Source organism: Streptomyces sp. NBC_00287 (assembly GCF_036173105.1).
Classification (GTDB): Bacteria; Actinomycetota; Actinomycetes; order Streptomycetales; family Streptomycetaceae; genus Streptomyces.
This window is the reverse complement of the sequence record NZ_CP108053.1, coordinates 8,278,708-8,295,709: the sequence shown is the minus strand read 5'-3', so window position 1 is coordinate 8,295,709 and position 17,002 is coordinate 8,278,708. Positions and strand designations below refer to the sequence as shown.

Genomic DNA, 17,002 nt, shown 5'->3' with positions numbered 1-17,002 from the left:
GAGCGGTCCGCCCGGCCCTACCCTGGCGCGGCGGGCACGGAAGGGGGAACCGATGCCGGGGGTACGGTGGGGGGTCCGGGTCGTCGGAGCGCTGGTGACCTTGGGGTTCGTGGTCGGGTGCGGGTGGTGGGCGCTTGAGCGGTGGGATCGGGCAGCCTACGCACTCATCGCGGCGAACGATCGTGTGGAGCGGAACTCGCCGGGGCCGCCTTCCGGCGAGCCGGACGCTGCGGATACCGAGAGGGCCCGCCCAGGCCGGGGCGGCAGCGGTGAGATCTCCGTACGACTGCACCGGCGCGGGCAGGACGAGTGGCTGCTCACCACCCGGTACCGCCTGTCGCTGAAGCACACGGATCCGCTCGTCGACGAGCTGCGCATCGACCCCACCTTCATCGAGGACGTGATCGCCGTTCTGCCGGGCGGACTGGTGTCGAGCTTGAACTCAGGATTCTTCGACGTGTCGTACGAGGGCGGACCCCGGTGGTGCCGGTTGAGCGAAGACCCCCAGGACGGGACCGTGACCGTGACGGCCGAGCACACGACATCACGGTCCGAGGCCAATCTCTTCCCCTTGAAGACGCTGAACTACAGCTTCGTGAACGACGTCCAGGACAGCAACGGACTCAAGGTGGCACCTCCCCCCGGCCAGTGGTCGTGGAGCCTGGAGGCACCCGCTCCGTGGGGTTTCCGATTCAGCGGCAGTCCCACGGTCCAGACGACGGATTCGGTTCGCTTCGTCCTGTCGGCGAAGACCCGGCCGGAGTTCGTAGAGGTGGTGTTCAAGCCGACCTACCAGGGAGAGGAGGCCGACGCCGGGACCGTGACGGTCACGGGGATCAAGGCCGTGCTCTCCCTGCTGGCGGCAGTGGCCGTGACCATCGCCGCCGGGCTGGGTTTCGCGCGGAGCGTCGGCGCCTCCGCTCTGCGGCGCTCTCTCACCCTCGGCACCGGGCTGCTCGCCTGCGCGGGTCTCGGCCTGCTGGTGTGTGACCTCGTCACCGAGCTCTGGGAGGAGTTGTACTGGCTGCGGGCCGCCGCCCAGTACTGGGCCTACGAGATGCCCGCCAACGGCACCCCGTTCGAGCTCGGGTTCCAGGGCGTACTCCTCGGCACGCTGTTGTTCGCCCTGCCCCTGCTCGCCGTCTGCGGAGAGCGTCTCGTACGGACCGACAGACCGCCGCCCCTGCGGCATGTGGTCGCCCTCACCCTGCCCGCGGCGGCTCTGCTGATCGCCTCCAGGGTGCTGGGCGGCTCACTGTGGACGTGGCCCATGGTGGCCTGCGCGCTCGCCGCGTCGGCGGCCGCGGGCGCGGTGTTCCTCGCGTCGATCCTCGCCGGTGGGGCGGCACGGCCATGGGCGCCTGTTCTCTCCGCCGCGGTCTTCGCGGGCGTGGCGGCCTCGGTAGCACTGGAGTTCGTCCCCGTGGCACTGGAGCGTACGAGCGAGGGCATCGGCGTGCCCTTCCGCCCCGGCCTGGTGTCCTGGCCGCTGACGTACCTCCTGCTGGCGCCCTGGGTGACGGCGCTCCTCGTGCTCATCGTCCCGCACCTGAGCAGGACAGTTCGTATCGCCCTGGTCCCGCTGCTCGTGTCGGCCCTGCTGCCCTGGTGGACGCCGTACCTGGACGCCGGTTACGCCCATCCGCCGTCCTTCCCGCTGCTCGTCCAACTCACCGGTCAGCGGCCCGCGGAGAGTTTCCTCGGCGGCATCCGCGTCATCGCCCCCACCTTCCAGGTGATCTGGCTGACCTGCGTCCTCGTCCTGCTCGCCCAACTGCGCGGCGCGGGCCGCTCACCAGGATCCTGGGGCGCCTCGGCGCGCGCGAGTTGCACGGCTCTGCTCCTCCTCGCCGCCCTCGCCCCGATCGCCGGTGATCCGGAAGTGTGGCTGCCGCACTGGACAACGGCGGCCGCCCTGGCCGTCGTATGGCTCGGAGCAAATGTTCTGCTGCCCGCCGAGCGCGAGCAACGGGCCGCACGCCTACATGCGTTGACCGGTGCGGCCCACGCCCGCCTGGTCAACTCCCTTGCCCGCGCCCTGCTGTACGCCGAGGGTCGCCACCGGTTCCTCACCGCCTCCCGGGGCACGCTCGCCGACTCCGAGGTCTCCCCCGAGGAGTGGGAGCGACGGTGGCGCAGCCTGCGTGCGCCGACGGCCCCCGACGCGGCCCGCGAGGCCGCCCGCCTGCGCGCCGCCGCCCTCGGCGGATCCGGCGGAACAGCCGCCTGGGCCAACGGCGTTGCGGCAGCCCTGGTCTCCGGTCTGCTCACCCTGCCGTGGACCGCATGGCCCGCCTGGCACGGCCGTAGCTACAGCGGCTTGCCCGAGGCGGTGACCGTGGCGGGCGCCGCGACCTGGGTGTGGCTCGCGCACGGGTTCGTGTACGGCTATCTGTACCCGTGGATCCGCGGACGCGGCCCGGTGTCCAAGGCGGGCTGGCTGTGGGCCGTCATGGCGCCGGTCCAACTGCTGTTGCTGTGGCCCCGGTTGCGCCTGCCGTTCGACCAGACCGCGCTGACGGTGTGTCTGCTGCTCGCCCAGAGCGCGGTGATGGCCCTGGGGCTCGCCCTGTACTGGGAGGTCAGGCTGATCCACCGCGCGGACCTGCTGTGGGGGCATGTGCGCAACTTCCGCCGGCTGTCCTCGCTGGCGGCACCGGTCAGCACGGTGCTCGTGGCGGCCGTCGCCGCCGCGGTCACCGTGCTGGCCTCCTCCTGGGCCGGGGACCTCACCGCACCGGAGGTGCCCCCGAGCCTGCCGTCGCCCACGGCCACGAACACCCCGTAAGGGCTCACCCCGTCGCGTCCACCAGCGCCAGCTCGTGCAGCCGCTCCGGTGGGCCCGGACGGGCGTAGTACCAGCCCTGGGCCGTGTCGCAGCCGAGTATGCGCAACTGCTCGGCCTGGGCGCCGGTTTCCACGCCCTCGACCGTGACCGCGAGGTTCAGGCTGTGGGCAAGGGAAACGATCCCTTCGACGATCTTCAGGTCGACGGGGTCCGCCGGGAACTGCTGCATGCTCTGGGTGAAGGAGCGGTCCAGCTTGAGGATGCTCACCGGCAGGCGGCGCAGGTTGGCAAGGTTGGAGTAGCCGGTGCCGAAGTCGTCCAGGGCGATGTCGACGCCCATCTCGGCCAGGCGGCGCAGCGGTTTCAAGAGGTCGTCGTCCGCGCCGATCAGCGCCGACTCCGTGACCTCCAGGCAGAGCGCGTCGGGGTCGACACCCGTGCGCTCCAGGATGTCCACCGTGTCCTGCACCAGGCCGGGGTGCGTCAGCTGGCACGGCGAGAGGTTGACGTTGATGCGCAGCGGGCCCGCGTCCGAGTGGCGCTCCCGCCACTCCCGGGCCTGGCGCACCGACTGCTCCAGAACCCAGCGGCCTAGCGGAACGATCAGTCCCGTGTGCTCGGCGAGCGGAATGAACCGGTCGGGGCCGAGCACACCGTGCTGCGGGTGCAGCCAGCGCACCAGGGCCTCGGCGCCCCGGACACTGCCGTCGCCGAGGTGGACCAGCGGCTGGTACTCGATGAAGAACTCGCCCCGGTCCAGGGCGGTCGGCAGCGACGTGGTCAGCCCGTGCCGGGTGATCGCGCGGGCGTCGGCCTCCGGGTCCGCCAGTTCGAAGCGGTTGCCGCCCGCCGACTTGGCCCGGTACATCGTGATGTCGGCGCTGCGCAGCACCTCCGCCGGGCTGCGCTCGCCCGCCGGGCCCTCGACGATGCCGATGCTGCCGCGGACGGTCAGCTCCCGGCCGTCGACGCTGATCGGGGCGATCAGCACGTTCATGATCCGTGCGGCCAGCTCGTCGACCTCGCGCTCGGTGTCCGGGCCGGTGGTCAGCGCCACGAACTCGTCGCCGCCGAGCCGGGCGACCATCTCGCCGGGCGCGGTGGCGCAGGACTGCAGCCGGTCGGCGACCTCGACGAGCAGCCGGTCGCCGGCCCCGTGGCCCAGGCTGTCGTTGATGGTCTTGAAGCCGTCGAGGTCGAGATAGCACAGGCCGAAGCGCTGACCCTCGCCCGCGGTGAGCGCCTTCTCCAGGCGCTCGAAGAACAGCGTGCGGTTGGGCAGTCCGGTGAGCGCGTCGTGCGTGGCCTCGTAGCGCAGCCGCAGGTTGAGCAGCCGCCGCTCGGTGGTGTCCTCCATGAGGGCGAGCTGGTACTCGGGGTTGCCGTCGGCGTCGCGCAGCAGGGAGACCGTCAGATTGGTCCACAGGACCGTTCCGTCGGGGCGGTAGAACGCCTTCTCCACGTGGTAGTGCTCGCGCTCGCCGCGCACCAGCTCCTCGTAGAGCTTCCAGACCTGCGGCGCGTCCTCGGGGTGCGTCCACTCCATGACGTTACGGCCGCGCACAAGCTGCTCGGCGCCGCCGAACATGCGCACCAGCGCGCCGTTGACCTGCAGTATGTTGCCCGCGAGGTCGGCGATGCCGATCCCTATGGCGGCGCCCTCGAACACGGCGCGGAAGCGGGCCTCGCTGGCGTGCAGCGCCTGCGCCACCACTCCCTGCGCCTTCAGGGCGGCCGCGGAGATCGCCTCCTGCTCGGCCAGCGTCCGTTCGCGCAGCGCCTGCGCGTATCCGGCGGCCATGGCGTGCTGGAGCCGCGCGGAGCGGGCCCGCAGGTCCTCCTGGACGCCGCCGTCGCCGCAGTACAGCACCAGGTAGGCGTCGACGCAGTCGAGGCTGTGGCTGAGCGCCTCCGGGTCGGTGCAGTGCGCTGAGACAAGGGCGGCGCCCACCGCCCTGCCCTCGTCCGCGTCGAAGGTCCTGGCCCGCAGCGCGTGGCTCAACCGACGGGCGAGCGGCAGCAGTTGTTCCTCGAACTCGGGCCGGGTCGACGACGTCGAGGTCACCGGGAACACGGCCCGGCTCCAGATCGTCGCGAACCGGCGCAGTCTGTCCTCCGGCCCGTCCGGCTCGGCGCTCACGCCGTGCGCCCCACGCCCGCGAGACCGGAGAAGGCCCATGGGTCCTCCTCCTCCGGTGCGGTGTCCGGGCGCCAGTGCGGCATCGACACCAGTCCGGGTTCCACCATGTCGTACCCCTCGAAGAACCGCGCGATCTCCTCGCGCGAGCGCATGATCAGCGGGTTGCGAATGTCCTTGTATACGCCCACCGTGCCCTCGGCCCGCTCCGCGGGAAGCGGGATTCCCTCGTACGAGGCATGCGTGAGGATCAGCAGGCTGCCGGGCGCGAGCGCGTCGCGCAGCTCGGCCACCGCAGCGTACGGGTCGTCCGCGTCTTCCACGAAGTGCAGTATGGCAACGAGCAGTAGAGCCACCGGACGGTTCAGGTCGATCAGCCGCTCGACCTGAGGGCTCGTCAAGATCTCCTGGGGCTTGCGCAGATCGGCCGCGACGACATCGGTGAACTCGTCGCCGTCCAGGACCGCCTGGCTGTGCGCGACGGCCACCGGGTCGTGGTCGACGTAGACCACATGTGCGCCGGGGGTGGCCGCCTGGGCCACCTCGTGGACGTTGCCGAAGGTCGGGATGCCCGAGCCGATGTCGAGGAACTGGGTGATGCCCTCGGCGGCGGCATAGCGCACGGCGCGGCGCATGAACGCCCGGTTCGCCTGCATGATCTTGGGGAGTCCCGGCAGGAAGCCCATGGCCTTGCGGGCGGCTTCCCGGTCGACCTCGAAGTTGTGTGAACCGCCCAGGTAGTAGTCGTAGATTCGCGAGACGCTCGGCACCGAGATGTCGATGCTCCGTGGGGCCCAGGCAGGACGCTCCATCTACCTCTCCAAGGCTCAGGCGATCCAGTGTTCGAGCTGAGGCTACTGATCGCCTGCCAAAGGAGCGAGCCAAAACGGAAATTGACCATCCGTTCCCGGTCACTGCCTGCGGCACGTGCCGAATTCTCCGGCCGTGAATCCGCTACGAAATGCGTCCGAAGCATTCCACAGAGTTCCGAATCATGCTGAAGGGGACGGGGAGTTGGGTCCTGGCAGGCACACAGGTCCACCCCCTCCGCGCGGTGCGAAGGGGGTGGACCTGGGGAGACTTCGCCTCCTACTCCTTGTCGGGCGCGCCGACCGGCTTACCGTCGGGCGCCACGGCGTACCAGGTGCCGCCGACGCCCTGACCGTTGGTGTCACCGGGAGCCTTGTCACCGGCGAAGGTGTAGATCGGCCAGCAGTTGACCGTCTGCTGCTTGGCCCCGTCGGGCCGGGTAAAGCTCATCAGGCCCTTCTTCTGCACGCCCTTGGTGTCGTTGTTCGCCACCGGAGCCACCACCGGCCACTTCTCCAGGCAGGCGTCGGTGCAGGCGGAGACCGGCTTGGGCCAGGCCTCGTCCTTCATGAAGCGGTAGACCGTCATGCCGTTCTTGTCGACGACGATCTCACCGAGGTTGGGGTCCTTACGAGTGGACAGACCGGGCAGGTCGGCCGCCTTGGCCTTCTTGCCGTCGGCGGCCAGCGCGAACCAAGTGCCGCCCACGCCCTGGCCCTTGGTGTCACCCGCGTTGACGTCCTTGGCATAGCGGTACGCCGGCCAGCCGCCGATGGTCAGCTGCTTCGTGCCGTCGGGCCGGGTGACCTCGCCGAGCTGCGACTTGTCGACGCCGGCACCGGCGCTGGCGTCGTCCGCGGGAACCGGCGGCCAGGTGGTGGCGCAGTCGCCCTCGCAGTTGGTCTTGGGCGGTTCGGCGGTGTCCTTGTCGAAGCGGTAGAGGGTGAGCCCGGCGCTGTCGGTCAGCACCTGGCCGAGTTCGGCGTTGGTGGACACGGACAGCTCGCCCGCAGGGGTCGTCTGGGTCGCGGCGCCCTGCGCACCGGCTCCGGCGGTGCCGGACTCGGTGCCGGACTCGGTGCCGTTTCCAAGGCCCGTACCAGCGGTTCCGTAGTCTCCGGCCGCGGCCGTCGCACCGACGTTCTGGCTGCTCGCCGGCGGGGTGGTCTCCTGACCGCACGCCGTCGTCAGCGCCAGCGTTGCCACGGCACTCACCACGAGCGAGGCGCTCCGCCACGAGGTCTTCATCGTCAACTCCCCATATTCATACGGGTGTTGCAGCGCCCTGCTGCGCCGCCGCACGACACTGGGTACGCACGGGGACCATGGTCGTGTTCAACCGCGGCACAAATTTCTTTCCGAAACCTGTGACACCCCGCGCCACTCGCACACGCGATCGGGCCGACGGACACGCGAGCGGGCCGCCCATCAAGCCGCCCGCCGCCCCCGTCCCTCCTTCGGGGCAATCCCCTGGACAGTACGGCCCGTGAGCAGCCGTCAGGCACCAGGATCTTGTGTCGTGCATGGACCCGAATCGACCCAATCCGCCCTCGCGGCAAGGGTGTTGGCGCTACTGGCGCTGAGCTGGCTGCTCGTGGGGGCACCGGCCGGTACCGCCGCGGCCGACGCCTGCGCATACGCCTCGACCGGACCGGGCGGTACCGAGGCGGTGGCGGTCGCCGGGAGCGCCACCTGGCCGACTCCCCCTTCGTGCCCCACACCGACGCCGCCCCCACCTCCGCCGACGCCCTGCCCGACCCCGACGCCCACCCCGAAGCCGCCGAAGCCCACGCCGACCCCGGAACCCCCGCCGAAGCCCACCCCGAAGCCGCCCAAGCCGACCCCCACGCCGACCCCGAAGCCCCCGCCACCCCCGGCTCCCGCGCCCGCGGCCCCCCGCCCACAGCCGACCCCGCCGCCGCCCACTCCCACCCCGACGCCGAGCCCGAAGCCGACTCCGACGCCGTCGGCGAAGCCCACCCCGCGTCCTTCCGTGGCCCCGGTGCACTACCCGCGCTACCGCACCTCGGCCAAGCGGCCGGTCACCCGCAGCGCCACCGCGCCCCTCACCTTCGTCCTGCTCATCGCCGTGCCCGCGATCGTCGCGGTCGCCGCGCTGCGCCCGCGCTGACCCCCCTGGAGGCATCCCTTGCCGGAATGGCTTGTTCTCACCCTCGCGATGCTGGCCGCCTGCGTCGTGGTGGTCGCCATCACGTTCGTCCGCCATCGCACGGCGGCGGACGACGAGGACCCCTCCGACACACCGGACGTCATCGAGTACATGACGATGTGGATCGGTGTGGTCTACGCCATCGTCCTGGGCCTGGCCATCGCGGGTGTGTGGGAGGGACGCAGCGCAGCGCAGGACCACGTCCAGGCGGAGGCGGTCGCCCTGCACGAGATCTCGGAACGGGTCCGGGTGTACCCACCGGACGTCCGTGACCGTATTCGGGAGGATGTCAACGCCTATGTCGGACACGTCGTGACCACCGAGTGGCAGACGATGGCCGACCACGGCAAGGTCACCGACCGCGGCGCCGAACTGCTGCAGCGCGTCCGTGAGGACGTCACCGACTACCAGCCCCGCGACGACTTCGAGGCCCAGGCCTACCAGCCGCTGGTCGACCAGGTCGCCGCCGCGGACCAAGCCCGCAACGCCCGAGCCAGCTCGACCGGCGAGACCATGCCGGGGGTGGTGTGGTTCGGGCTGATCGCCGGGGCCATTGTCACCATCGGCATGATCCTCGCCCTGCAGATCCGGCGAACACCGCGCGAGCTGATCCTCGCCGTGCTGTTCTCCGCGCTGATCGCCTTCCTGCTCTTCCTCATCTGGGACTTCGACGCGCCCTACAGCCGTGGCATCACGGCGTCCGCGGATCCGTTCCTGAACCTCTTCCCGGACGTCAAGGGCTGACGGAGGCTCACCCGGAGCACGAGGGCCGGGGGCCGACGGCGCCACGCCGCCGCCGTCCCCCGGCCGCAGGAACGGCTGTCCCCTGAGCGGACCACACGCTTGCCCCATTCGCACGACTGCGTTCGCGCAGGTGTGCGCACCTTCCTAGCGTTTCGATCATCGAGGTGCATTTCTGGCGCAAGCGGAAAAGGTCCGCAGCTGCTCCTCGGGGACCCGGAGGAACCACCATGCGCGCGATACGCGTCGCTTCGGCCGCACTGCTGGGCATGACCGCCCTGACCCTCACCGCGCCGGCCGCCCTGGCGAAGGGCGACGAGAACATCACGCCGTTCGGCTTCAGCGTCCTGCCCTCCACCATCGCCGCGGGCGGACAGGTCACCCTGCGGATCGACCGGGACGGCGGCTGCAAAGGTCCGGCGACGGTCACCTCGGCGGTCTTCGACACGGTCACCATCCACCCGAACCATTCCCAGGCGACGGCCGTCGTGGACTGGGACGCCAAGCCGGGCGCGATGTACAAGGTGACGTTCACCTGTGACAACGTCAGCGGCTCGACGGATCTGACCATCGCCGGAGGCCGACAGCCCACCAGCCATCCGATTCCCCAGCCGCTCACCCCGAAGGGCGTACACGCGGGCGGGGGCGGCAGCTTCGCCGGGTTCGATCTCAAGGAGATCGGTCTCGGTGCCGCGCTCATCGCGGGCTCCATCGGGGCGGCGTACCACCTCTCCCGCAAGCGCACCTCGGAGGACGGCGGCTGACGCCACCGCGACGCGCACAGGCCTTCGCCCCGGTTCCCCGCAAGGGGGCCGGGGCGAAGGCCTGGCGTGCGATCCCCGAAGAAGCCGAAAAGAGCCGTAACAGAAGCGCTCAGATCCGCTTCTCGGACCTGCGGCGCATCCAGAACAACGCACCGCCGACAACCGCCGCGGCCACGAGCCCGCCGCCGATGGCGATGTCGGTCGGGGTCGCCCCGGAGGTGGAGCTGCCGCCGATACCGCCCTGCACACCGCCGATGACGGTGAAGGCGGCCGGGCGGGTCAGCGTCCGGCCCCCGCAGGTGACCCGGATGTCGTGTGAGCCGGGCCGGGCGTTGCTGTGGATCGTCGCGGTGCCCTTCGCGGTCTCGTTGGCACCGTGGATGGGTGACAGGGTCGTCGTGGGGAAGGCGTCGGAGCTCGCGGTGCCGCCGTCCCGGCAGCCGTCGACGGTGATGGTCATCTGGCCGCCGCGGGCGATGACACTGGGCAGGGCGACAATGTTGCTCGGCTGGTCCCAGGCGACGGCCGCGGGGGCGGCGATCCCGAGGGCGGCGACCGCCGCCGCTGACACCGCCAGGGCACGATAGTTACGCATCTGATCCTCCGCGGAAGACGCCCCGGGAACCGTCCCCGGTAGATCGGCGAGAAAGCGCCTCCCAGAAAGACCCTCAGATGCCCCGCACCGGGCCGCATTTCGGGAATGGTCCGTCCTGGTGAGAGGACACGCCGAAGGAAAACCGCACAATCGGATATTGCCGCAGGTCACGGACCGTCAGAAATTTCCTGGTCACGGCAACTCGGATGGCGCACCACGGGATGCCGAAAGGCGTCGGGGCCACCCGTTCGCCTCCGCACCCGTCGCCTGTTCCCCGCTCGGCATTTAGCGTTCTCGTATGCGCGAATGACGTGGCGACGGCCGCGTCGAGAGGGGAAACGAATGTCTGCGTCCGAGCTGGCCGAAGAGGAGGAGCAGCGGAAGAAGCGCGCTCCTTGGGGCGTGATAGCGCTTGTTCTGCTGACCGGCCTCGCGCTCATTCGCAATGGTTCGGGGGAATTCGACGTGGGCCCTCCGCAGCCCGCGTCGGCCGCCGCTGCCGACAGCCGAGTGCCGGGCAGCACCTTCACGAACGCCCCGGCGCCACTGCCGTACGCCGAGCCGGACCGGGTCAGGATCCCCGCGATCCGGGTCGACGCGCCGATGATGCCGGTGGGCCTGGACGCGGCGGGCTGGGTCGGCGCGCCGCCGCCGGAGGACCCGAACCTGGCGGGCTGGTTCAGCGGCGCCGTCTCCCCCGGCGAGAAGGGCACCGCGGTCGTCGTGGGGCATGTCGACAACCAGCAGGGGCCCGCGGTGTTCTACGGGCTCGGGGCCCTGCAGAAGGGCAATCGCGTCGAGGTGACGCGCAAGGACGGAAAGACCACCGTTTTCGAGATCTACGGCATCGAGGTCTTCGAGAAGAACAACTTTCCCGGCGACCGCGTCTACCGCTCGAAGGGCACCGCGGAATTGCGGGTCATCACCTGCGGCGGCGGTTTCTCCAAACAGAACGGCTACAACGGCAATGTCGTCGTCTTCGCCCGCCTGGTCGAGGTCCGCTGAGCGTTCCCCGGCCGGGCGGGCGAAGGCCCGTCAGGCGTACTGCCGTTTGGGGACGGTGATGTGATAGCCGGCGTCCAGCAGCTCGGGCAGATAGTCCCGCAGCGCGTGGACGCTCTGGGTGCGGTCGCCCCCGGCGTCGTGCGAGAGCACCACGACGCCGGGGGCGGCGCCGTTCTCCACCCGGCGGGCGATGGTCCGGGTGCCGGGGGTGGTCCAGTCGAGGGTGTCGACCGTCCAGGCCAGCGGCTCCATGCCCAGCTCGGCGCCGAGCTGGAACGCGGCGCGGTTCCAGGCGCCGTAGGGCGCGCGGAACCACTGGGGGCGGTCGCCGTACGCCTCCTCGACGATGTCGCAGGTGCGTTCCATCTGGGAGCGGATCTGACCGCGCGTCAGCCGGGTCAGCAGCGGATGGGACCAGGTGTGGTTGCCGACGACATGGCCCTCCTCGGCCATCCGCTCCAGCAGGTCCGGGCGGGCGGCCACCATCTCCCCGCATACGAAGAACATGGCCCGCACCTCGTACTCGGCGAGGGTGTCGAGGATGGCGGGCGTGTAGCGGGGGTCGGGTCCGTCGTCGAAGGTCAGCACCATGGTCCGGCCACGGCCGGACACCCGCAGCAGCGGGGTGCGGCGGACCAGGGTGCGGCCGGGCGCCGCCCGGGGCGGGCCGTAGCCGGTCAGGGGCTGGAGTCGGTAGGCGGAGGGCTTGAGGGCGCGGCGCGCCTGGGGGCCGGCGGCCTGGGCGGCGGGCCTGACCGGCTCGGCGTCCGCGCCCAGCGCGAACAGTCCGGCGGTACCGGCCGCTCCGACGGCGGCTGCGCCGGCGAGCAGGGCCCGGCGGCGAGTGAGCAGCCGGGTGAGCAACTGATCCTTCTGCATGACTCATCAGTCGCCCGGCCGGACCCCGACGCACCACGACGACACCTCAGCGGCGGCAGGATTCCACCCACCCGGCCCATAACGGAACGTCAGACGGGGGGCGTCGAGGAAGTCCTCGTCCAGCTCCATCCCCTCGGTCGACAGTGGGAGCCGCCCGTTCCGATAGCCTCACGCCGTGACGGAACAGCACGCGCACCGGTTCGAGCGGGGTACGGACGGGCCGAAGGTCATCGTGGTCGGGGTGGACGGCTCCGACTCCTCACTGCGGGCGGCGGCCTACGCGGGTGGTCTCGCCCGGCGCCAGCACGCGCTGCTCGCCGTGGTGTACGTCCAGCCGGTGATGCCGACGGGCGCGGCGTTCGGGGCGCCGGTCGCCGAGGTGACCGACGAGATCGCCGAGGATCTGGTGGCGCAGATCCGGGACGCCACCGAGCGCACGAAGGGGATATTCGATGTGCGCTGGGAGTTCCACACCTTCCGCGGCGACCCGTACAACGGCCTGGTGAAGGCGGCCGACGACCTCAAGGCGGACGCCGTGGTGGTCGGCGCCTCGGAACAGGCCGGCCACCGGATCGTCGGCTCGGTCGCGGTCCGGCTGGTGAAGGCGGGGCGCTGGCCGGTGACCGTGGTGCCGTAATCCCCTTACTGGCAGGTTGGTGACCATGGACATCAACTGCGTGATCGTCGACTCCGCTGATCCGGACCGGCTGGCGGCCTTCTGGAGCGAGCTGCTCGACCGGCCGGTGGTCGCGCGCTTCGGACCGTACGTCTGGCTCGAACGCAAGAACGGGCTGGGCCTGGGCCTCCAGCGCACCGACGGCTCCAAGGCCGGGAAGAACCGGCTGCACCTGGATCTGGAGTCGCAGGACCCGGCAGCCGAGCAGGCCAAGGTGGAGGCGCTGGGCGGACGGCGGCTGACCGAGTACGACCCCGGAGGCTTCCTCGTCATGGCCGATCCCGAGGGGACCGAGTTCTGCGTCATCCCCAAAGGCCCGTTCGAGCTCGACGACGAGGGCCGGGCCGACTACTTGACCAGGGACGCGGACGTCACCTGAGATCGCACGGCCCCTCGCCGTCGAGCACCGGGTCACAGGGAGCGCAGGAACTCCAGCACGACGCGGTTGAAGTCGTCCGGCTTCTCCATGTTGATGTAGTGGCCGACTCCTTCGACGGTTTCCGTCCGCCCGTTGGGGACCTCACGGACGAGGCGTTCGGCGGCGTCGATCAATTCGGCGGGTTCGAGGGTGCCGTTGAGGGCGAGGAGGGGCACCTCGATCGTCGACAGGCGGGACCAGGAGTCGGTCACGCGTACATGCCAGTCCTTCTCGTCGGGCGTGTGCTTGGTGATCATGTGCAGCGCCATCTCGTTGAGGCGGCGCGGAATCTCCGGGTCGATGTCGGCGGCGGTGCGGTGCGGGCCGGGCACGACCCGCAAGAAGGCCGCGAGCCAGCCCTCGATGTCACCGGCGCCCAGCGTGCGGGCGTACTCGGCCTGGATCTCGCGGGTCCAGGAGTCGGAGTACTGGAAGTCGCCGGTGGCCGCACCGCAGGTGACCACGGCACGGACGAGTTCGGGGTACTCCAGCACCGTGTCCGTGGCGATCACTCCGCCCATCGACACACCGACCAGGACCGCGGGCCCCGCGTCGAGGTGGCGCAGCAGCGCCGCGAGGTCGTCGGCCCAGCGGAACGGCTCGGTCGCGTTGGCCGAGAAGCCGTGGCCGCGTACGTCGGGCGCGATGACCCGGTATTCGGCGGCGAGCGCCGGTATCTGGTCCGCCCAGTAGCGGTGGTCGACGTATCCGGCGTGCAGGAGGACCACCGGGTCCCCGGAGCCGGAGTCGAGGTAGGCGAGGTCACCGTCGGAGGACGGGAAGAAGCAAAGGTCCGAAGCACCAGTCATGACAACCAAGGTGTCATCTCGCTCAGGATTTGGCAACCAAGGTGTCATGATGGCCGTATGAGCGACACGGACGCCCCCCTGGACCCCGACGAACTGGGCCACCGCCTCAACGAGGTGTACGACCTCATCGGCCCCCTCTACCGGCGCGCCTTCCGCAAGGTCGAGCAGGGCGAGCAGTTCGAGGGGGCGTCGATCGGCGTGCGCTCGGTACTGGATCTGCTGCGGCGCCACGGGCCGCTGACCGTGCCGCAGATGGGCCGGATCCTGGCGCTGAGCCGGCAGTTCATGCAGCGCATGGTCAACGAGGCGGCGGAGCACGGCTGGGTGGAGGTCACCCCCAACCCGGCGCATCAGCGCTCCTCGCTGATCCGTCTCACGGACGGGGGCAGGGACGTCATCACCGCCGTCCTCGCCCGCGAGCACCAGCTCAACCGGCAGGTCGGGGGCGATCTGACGGATGCCGAAGTGCGGGCGTGCGTCAAGGTGTTGACGGAGATCCTCAAGACCTTCGACCACGTCGACATCGACTGACAACCCCAAGGAGCTTCCTACTCCCCCATCACCAGGCCGTCCTTGTCCGCGCCCCGGCTGAACACCACATCCCGGATCCGGTCCCGCACGCCCATGAGGTCGGCGCCCTGTTCGAGCGCCTGGCTGAGGTTGATGGCCCGCCCGGCGTCGATGTCGAACAGCTGGGGCACGAATTCGGCCTTGGTCACCTGCCAGCGCCCGCCCGGACGTGCCGGCGGGGCGAAGGTGAAGCGGCCGATCGTGGACTGGTTCCCGCGCGGGTCGGGGGCGCCGCCGTGGTTGTACATCTGGCCGGCGATCTGATCGCCCATGCCGTAGATCACCCAGGTGCCGTTGACCTTCTCGTAGGCCTGCGGGACATGCGCGTGGGTGCCGAGGATCAGGTCGACGGCGGGGCGGTCGCCGGTGCGGGCGGCGGTGAGGGAGCGGGCCAGGGTCAGCTGCCGCTGGTCGGGCTCGTCCTGCCATTCGGTGCCCCAGTGCAGCGATACGACGACCACATCGGCGCCCGCCCGGCGAGCGGCCCGGGAGTCGGCGAGGATCCGGCCCTCGTCGATGAGATTGACGGCCCAGGGCTGTCCGGGCGGGAGCGGATAGCCGTTGGTGTCGTAGGTGTAGGCGAGGTGCGCCACCTGCGCCTGGCCCGCCCGCAGCACGGTCACGGTGCGCGCCTCGCCCTCGGTGCGGGCGGATCCGGCGTGCCGTACCCCGGCCCGGTCGAGGGCGTCCAGGGTGCGGCGGATGCCGTCGGCGCCGTCGTCCAGGCTGTGGTTGGAGGCGGTGGAGCAGCCGTCGTAGCCGGTGGCGGCGAGGCCCGCGGCGACCTCGGGCGGGGATTTGAAGGCGGGGTAACCGGTGTAGTCGCCGTTCTCGCCGTAGACGGTCTCCATGTGACACAGGGCCAGGTCGGCGCGGTCGACGAGGGGTTTCACCCCGGCGAACATGGGGCCGAAGTCGTAGCCCGTGCCGCCCGCGTCGAAGCGGGCGCGGTCGATGACCGAGCTGTGCGGGAGGACGTCACCGGAGGCGACGAGGGTGAAGCCGCGGGAGTCGGCGGCGGACGGGGCGGGATGCCCCGGGGAGTCGTGCCGGCCGGCCTGGCAGGCCGCGCCCGCGGCGAGGACGGCCGTGAGGGCCAGGGCCACCTGTCGACTGCGTGCGATCATCACTCACCCCGATGTGGTCGTATTTACACATCAATAGGTAAGAATCGCGACGCTTCGGTACCTGGTTCCGACACGCCCATTAGCCCGTCCGGCCGCGCGCGAACGGTGGCCGGGACCGTTCGTCGAACCGTTCGTCGACGCGATCGACCGTCCGTCGCAGATCCGTGTGCGCGGCCTGTCCTCGAACGTCGCCCTGCGATGCCATACGGCCATGACGGCCGGAACCACTCTCATCAACGGGACGACCGCCGAGCACGAGCTCGCCGCACTGCAGCGCGAGCACGGCCGGCCTCTCTTCGCGCTGCTGCTCAGGCTCTGCGACGGAGACCGGCAGCGCGCCGAGGATCTGGTGCAGGAGACCCTGGTACGCGCCTGGCAGCACCCCGAGGCCCTGCGCGCCGACGACTTCGACTCCGTACGGCCCTGGCTGCTCACCGTCGGCCGGCGGCTCGCGATCGATGCGCGGCGGGCCCGGCAGGCGCGGCCCCCCGAGGTCGGCGACGCGATCCTGGAGAACGCCAGGGTGTGCGCCGATCATGCCGAACGGGCGGCGGCGACCCTCGATGTGCGGGAGGCTGTGAAGACACTCACTCCGGAGCACCGTGAAGTCCTGGTGCTGGTGTACTTCCAGGGGGCCAGTGTGGCGGAAGCGGCGCAGGCCCTCGGCATCCCGCCCGGTACCGTGAAGTCCCGCGCGTACTACGCGCTGCGCGCCCTGCGCCGGGTGCTTCCCGGATACGCGGCCGACCTGCGGTGAAACCGTAAGCCGAGTCAAACCTCCGTAAAGCGCCTTGCCGTGGACCATGGTTGAGTAATCGGCTGTCTTCATCCGTGTTCCGGATGGGGTCCTGGCTTGGGCCCCGGGTCGGGCGACGCGTACGCACCGGAGGAAGGCAGGAAGGGATGCTGCACAGAGGCCAAGAGAGCACGGACGGCACCGGCGGCGGTGAACTCACCGTCCCCATGGCGTGGTTGTACGCCGAGTACATCGCCGACGAGCTGCTGCGGACCGGCGATCTGATGCCGCCGACGTCCTTCGAGTTCCGCGCGGGACGGGACGCGCTGGCGCTGACGATCTTCCTGTCCGACACCGGGGGTGAGCTGTCCGGCATCCGGGTCGTGTCCCAGCTCGACACCTGGCTGTCGCTGACGGCGTACGACCAGCCCTGGCAGGACTGGGTGCGCGAACGGATGGCGAAGCTGGCCGCCGAGGCGATCGAGTCCGGCGCCCCCGCGCCCGACCTCGACCTCGCCGAGGCTGCCTGGCGCTGGCTGGAGGAGACCGAGCTGCTCGCACCGGATCTGAACGCGGTGCCGGGCGGTGGCGCGCTCGGCAGTGAGGACGAGGGCCCGAAGGTGTGGACGCCTGCGTGGCAGCTCGGGCTGCCGCTGGGGCACTTGGCGATCCACCTGTTCTAGGCGGAGCTGACGCGGGAGACGTCGTCCGGAAACTTTTTCCGGAACGGGACCAATCCGCCGCCCTGGCCGCTCCGAATCCCTGGGTTGCGATTCT

At 70.7% G+C, this 17,002-nt stretch carries 18 protein-coding genes; 10 read left to right on the top strand and 8 right to left on the bottom strand.

The features are described 5' to 3' along the window. The first annotated feature begins 52 nt into the window (after window positions 1–52). The gene (locus tag OHT76_RS37605) at window positions 53–2,788 is read left to right on the top strand and encodes a hypothetical protein (RefSeq protein WP_328875341.1); all 2,736 of its coding nucleotides are present in this window, start codon (window positions 53–55) and stop codon (window positions 2,786–2,788) included. Between the two features lie 4 nt (window positions 2,789–2,792). On the opposite strand, the gene OHT76_RS37600 is transcribed toward OHT76_RS37605, so the two are convergent. The 4 genes from OHT76_RS37600 to OHT76_RS37585 all read right to left on the bottom strand — a co-directional run bounded on the left by OHT76_RS37600 (window position 2,793) and on the right by OHT76_RS37585 (window position 7,715). Next, window positions 2,793–4,928 carry a putative bifunctional diguanylate cyclase/phosphodiesterase gene (locus OHT76_RS37600; RefSeq protein WP_328875340.1) on the bottom strand — a complete coding sequence of 712 codons (2,136 nt, stop codon included), beginning with the start codon at window positions 4,926–4,928 and terminating at the stop codon, window positions 2,793–2,795. Then, entirely contained in the window at window positions 4,925–5,737 is an 813-nt protein-coding gene (locus tag OHT76_RS37595; RefSeq protein ID WP_328875339.1) for an SAM-dependent methyltransferase, read from the bottom strand. Before OHT76_RS37595 ends, OHT76_RS37600 begins: the two co-directional genes overlap by 4 nt. A 277-nt stretch (window positions 5,738–6,014) precedes the next feature. Beyond that, the gene (locus tag OHT76_RS37590; protein ID WP_328875338.1) at window positions 6,015–6,983 is read right to left on the bottom strand and encodes an SCO0930 family lipoprotein; all 969 of its coding nucleotides are present in this window, start codon (window positions 6,981–6,983) and stop codon (window positions 6,015–6,017) included. A gap of 249 nt (window positions 6,984–7,232) precedes the next feature. Next, complete coding sequence (locus tag OHT76_RS37585) at window positions 7,233–7,715, bottom strand: hypothetical protein (RefSeq protein ID WP_328875337.1); 483 nt, start codon at window positions 7,713–7,715, stop codon at window positions 7,233–7,235. Window positions 7,716–7,737: 22 nt separating this feature from the next. On the opposite strand from OHT76_RS37585, the gene OHT76_RS37580 reads away from it, so the two are divergent. The 3 genes from OHT76_RS37580 to OHT76_RS37570 all read left to right on the top strand — a co-directional run bounded on the left by OHT76_RS37580 (window position 7,738) and on the right by OHT76_RS37570 (window position 9,410). Next, a complete protein-coding gene (locus OHT76_RS37580) occupies window positions 7,738–7,866 on the top strand; it encodes a hypothetical protein (protein ID WP_328875336.1) in 129 nt (42 codons plus the stop codon). Window positions 7,867–7,884: 18 nt separating this feature from the next. Further along, window positions 7,885–8,649, top strand: coding sequence for a bestrophin-like domain (locus OHT76_RS37575; protein ID WP_328875335.1), 765 nt, complete (start codon window positions 7,885–7,887; stop codon window positions 8,647–8,649). A 227-nt stretch (window positions 8,650–8,876) separates the two neighbouring features. Beyond that, window positions 8,877–9,410 (top strand): hypothetical protein, encoded by a 534-nt coding sequence (locus OHT76_RS37570; protein WP_328875334.1) that lies wholly within the window; start codon window positions 8,877–8,879, stop codon window positions 9,408–9,410. Between the two features lie 109 nt (window positions 9,411–9,519). On the opposite strand, the gene OHT76_RS37565 is transcribed toward OHT76_RS37570, so the two are convergent. Beyond that, a complete protein-coding gene (locus tag OHT76_RS37565) occupies window positions 9,520–10,005 on the bottom strand; it encodes a hypothetical protein (protein WP_328875333.1) in 486 nt (161 codons plus the stop codon). 342 nt (window positions 10,006–10,347) lie between these two features. Between OHT76_RS37565 and OHT76_RS37560 the strand changes: the two genes are divergently transcribed. Beyond that, window positions 10,348–11,010, top strand: a complete 663-nt coding sequence (locus OHT76_RS37560) for a class F sortase (RefSeq protein WP_328875332.1) — start codon at window positions 10,348–10,350, stop codon at window positions 11,008–11,010. Window positions 11,011–11,040: 30 nt separating this feature from the next. Here the strand turns inward: OHT76_RS37560 and OHT76_RS37555 are convergent, their stop codons facing one another. Next, a complete protein-coding gene (locus OHT76_RS37555; protein ID WP_328875331.1) occupies window positions 11,041–11,889 on the bottom strand; it encodes a polysaccharide deacetylase family protein in 849 nt (282 codons plus the stop codon). A gap of 175 nt (window positions 11,890–12,064) precedes the next feature. Here OHT76_RS37555 and OHT76_RS37550 point away from each other — a divergent pair, with 175 nt between their 5' ends. Beyond that, window positions 12,065–12,526 (top strand): universal stress protein, encoded by a 462-nt coding sequence (locus OHT76_RS37550; protein ID WP_328875330.1) that lies wholly within the window; start codon window positions 12,065–12,067, stop codon window positions 12,524–12,526. 25 nt (window positions 12,527–12,551) lie between these two features. After that, the gene (locus tag OHT76_RS37545) at window positions 12,552–12,944 is read left to right on the top strand and encodes a VOC family protein (RefSeq protein WP_328875329.1); all 393 of its coding nucleotides are present in this window, start codon (window positions 12,552–12,554) and stop codon (window positions 12,942–12,944) included. 32 nt (window positions 12,945–12,976) lie between these two features. Here OHT76_RS37545 and OHT76_RS37540 read toward each other — a convergent pair whose 3' ends face one another. After that, a complete protein-coding gene (locus tag OHT76_RS37540; RefSeq protein WP_328875328.1) occupies window positions 12,977–13,792 on the bottom strand; it encodes an alpha/beta fold hydrolase in 816 nt (271 codons plus the stop codon). A gap of 57 nt (window positions 13,793–13,849) precedes the next feature. Here OHT76_RS37540 and OHT76_RS37535 point away from each other — a divergent pair, with 57 nt between their 5' ends. Beyond that, the gene (locus OHT76_RS37535; RefSeq protein WP_328875327.1) at window positions 13,850–14,323 is read left to right on the top strand and encodes a MarR family winged helix-turn-helix transcriptional regulator; all 474 of its coding nucleotides are present in this window, start codon (window positions 13,850–13,852) and stop codon (window positions 14,321–14,323) included. A 17-nt stretch (window positions 14,324–14,340) separates the two neighbouring features. Here the strand turns inward: OHT76_RS37535 and OHT76_RS37530 are convergent, their stop codons facing one another. Beyond that, entirely contained in the window at window positions 14,341–15,489 is a 1,149-nt protein-coding gene (locus OHT76_RS37530) for a CapA family protein (protein ID WP_328875326.1), read from the bottom strand. 211 nt (window positions 15,490–15,700) lie between these two features. Here OHT76_RS37530 and OHT76_RS37525 point away from each other — a divergent pair, with 211 nt between their 5' ends. Together OHT76_RS37525 and OHT76_RS37520 are read left to right on the top strand one after the other, a co-directional pair. Further along, window positions 15,701–16,246 carry a sigma-70 family RNA polymerase sigma factor gene (locus OHT76_RS37525; protein ID WP_328875325.1) on the top strand — a complete coding sequence of 182 codons (546 nt, stop codon included), beginning with the start codon at window positions 15,701–15,703 and terminating at the stop codon, window positions 16,244–16,246. Between the two features lie 146 nt (window positions 16,247–16,392). Further along, window positions 16,393–16,908, top strand: a complete 516-nt coding sequence (locus tag OHT76_RS37520) for a hypothetical protein (RefSeq protein ID WP_328875324.1) — start codon at window positions 16,393–16,395, stop codon at window positions 16,906–16,908. Window positions 16,909–17,002 lie beyond the last annotated feature (94 nt).

Bases quoted from the DNA above. Each gene is read 5' to 3' on its own strand.
- OHT76_RS37605 (WP_328875341.1), top strand. From the start codon at position 53: ATGCCGGGGGTACGGTGGGGGGTCCGGGTCGTCGGAGCGCTGGTGACC.
- OHT76_RS37595 (WP_328875339.1), bottom strand. From the start codon at position 5,737: ATGGAGCGTCCTGCCTGGGCCCCACGGAGCATCGACATCTCGGTGCCG.
- OHT76_RS37590 (WP_328875338.1), bottom strand. From the start codon at position 6,983: ATGAAGACCTCGTGGCGGAGCGCCTCGCTCGTGGTGAGTGCCGTGGCA.
- OHT76_RS37570 (WP_328875334.1), top strand. From the start codon at position 8,877: ATGCGCGCGATACGCGTCGCTTCGGCCGCACTGCTGGGCATGACCGCC.
- OHT76_RS37565 (WP_328875333.1), bottom strand. From the start codon at position 10,005: ATGCGTAACTATCGTGCCCTGGCGGTGTCAGCGGCGGCGGTCGCCGCC.
- OHT76_RS37560 (WP_328875332.1), top strand. From the start codon at position 10,348: ATGTCTGCGTCCGAGCTGGCCGAAGAGGAGGAGCAGCGGAAGAAGCGC.
- OHT76_RS37555 (WP_328875331.1), bottom strand. From the start codon at position 11,889: ATGCAGAAGGATCAGTTGCTCACCCGGCTGCTCACTCGCCGCCGGGCC.
- OHT76_RS37545 (WP_328875329.1), top strand. From the start codon at position 12,552: ATGGACATCAACTGCGTGATCGTCGACTCCGCTGATCCGGACCGGCTG.
- OHT76_RS37540 (WP_328875328.1), bottom strand. From the start codon at position 13,792: ATGACTGGTGCTTCGGACCTTTGCTTCTTCCCGTCCTCCGACGGTGAC.
- OHT76_RS37535 (WP_328875327.1), top strand. From the start codon at position 13,850: ATGAGCGACACGGACGCCCCCCTGGACCCCGACGAACTGGGCCACCGC.
- OHT76_RS37530 (WP_328875326.1), bottom strand. From the start codon at position 15,489: ATGATCGCACGCAGTCGACAGGTGGCCCTGGCCCTCACGGCCGTCCTC.
- OHT76_RS37525 (WP_328875325.1), top strand. From the start codon at position 15,701: ATGACGGCCGGAACCACTCTCATCAACGGGACGACCGCCGAGCACGAG.
- OHT76_RS37520 (WP_328875324.1), top strand. From the start codon at position 16,393: ATGCTGCACAGAGGCCAAGAGAGCACGGACGGCACCGGCGGCGGTGAA.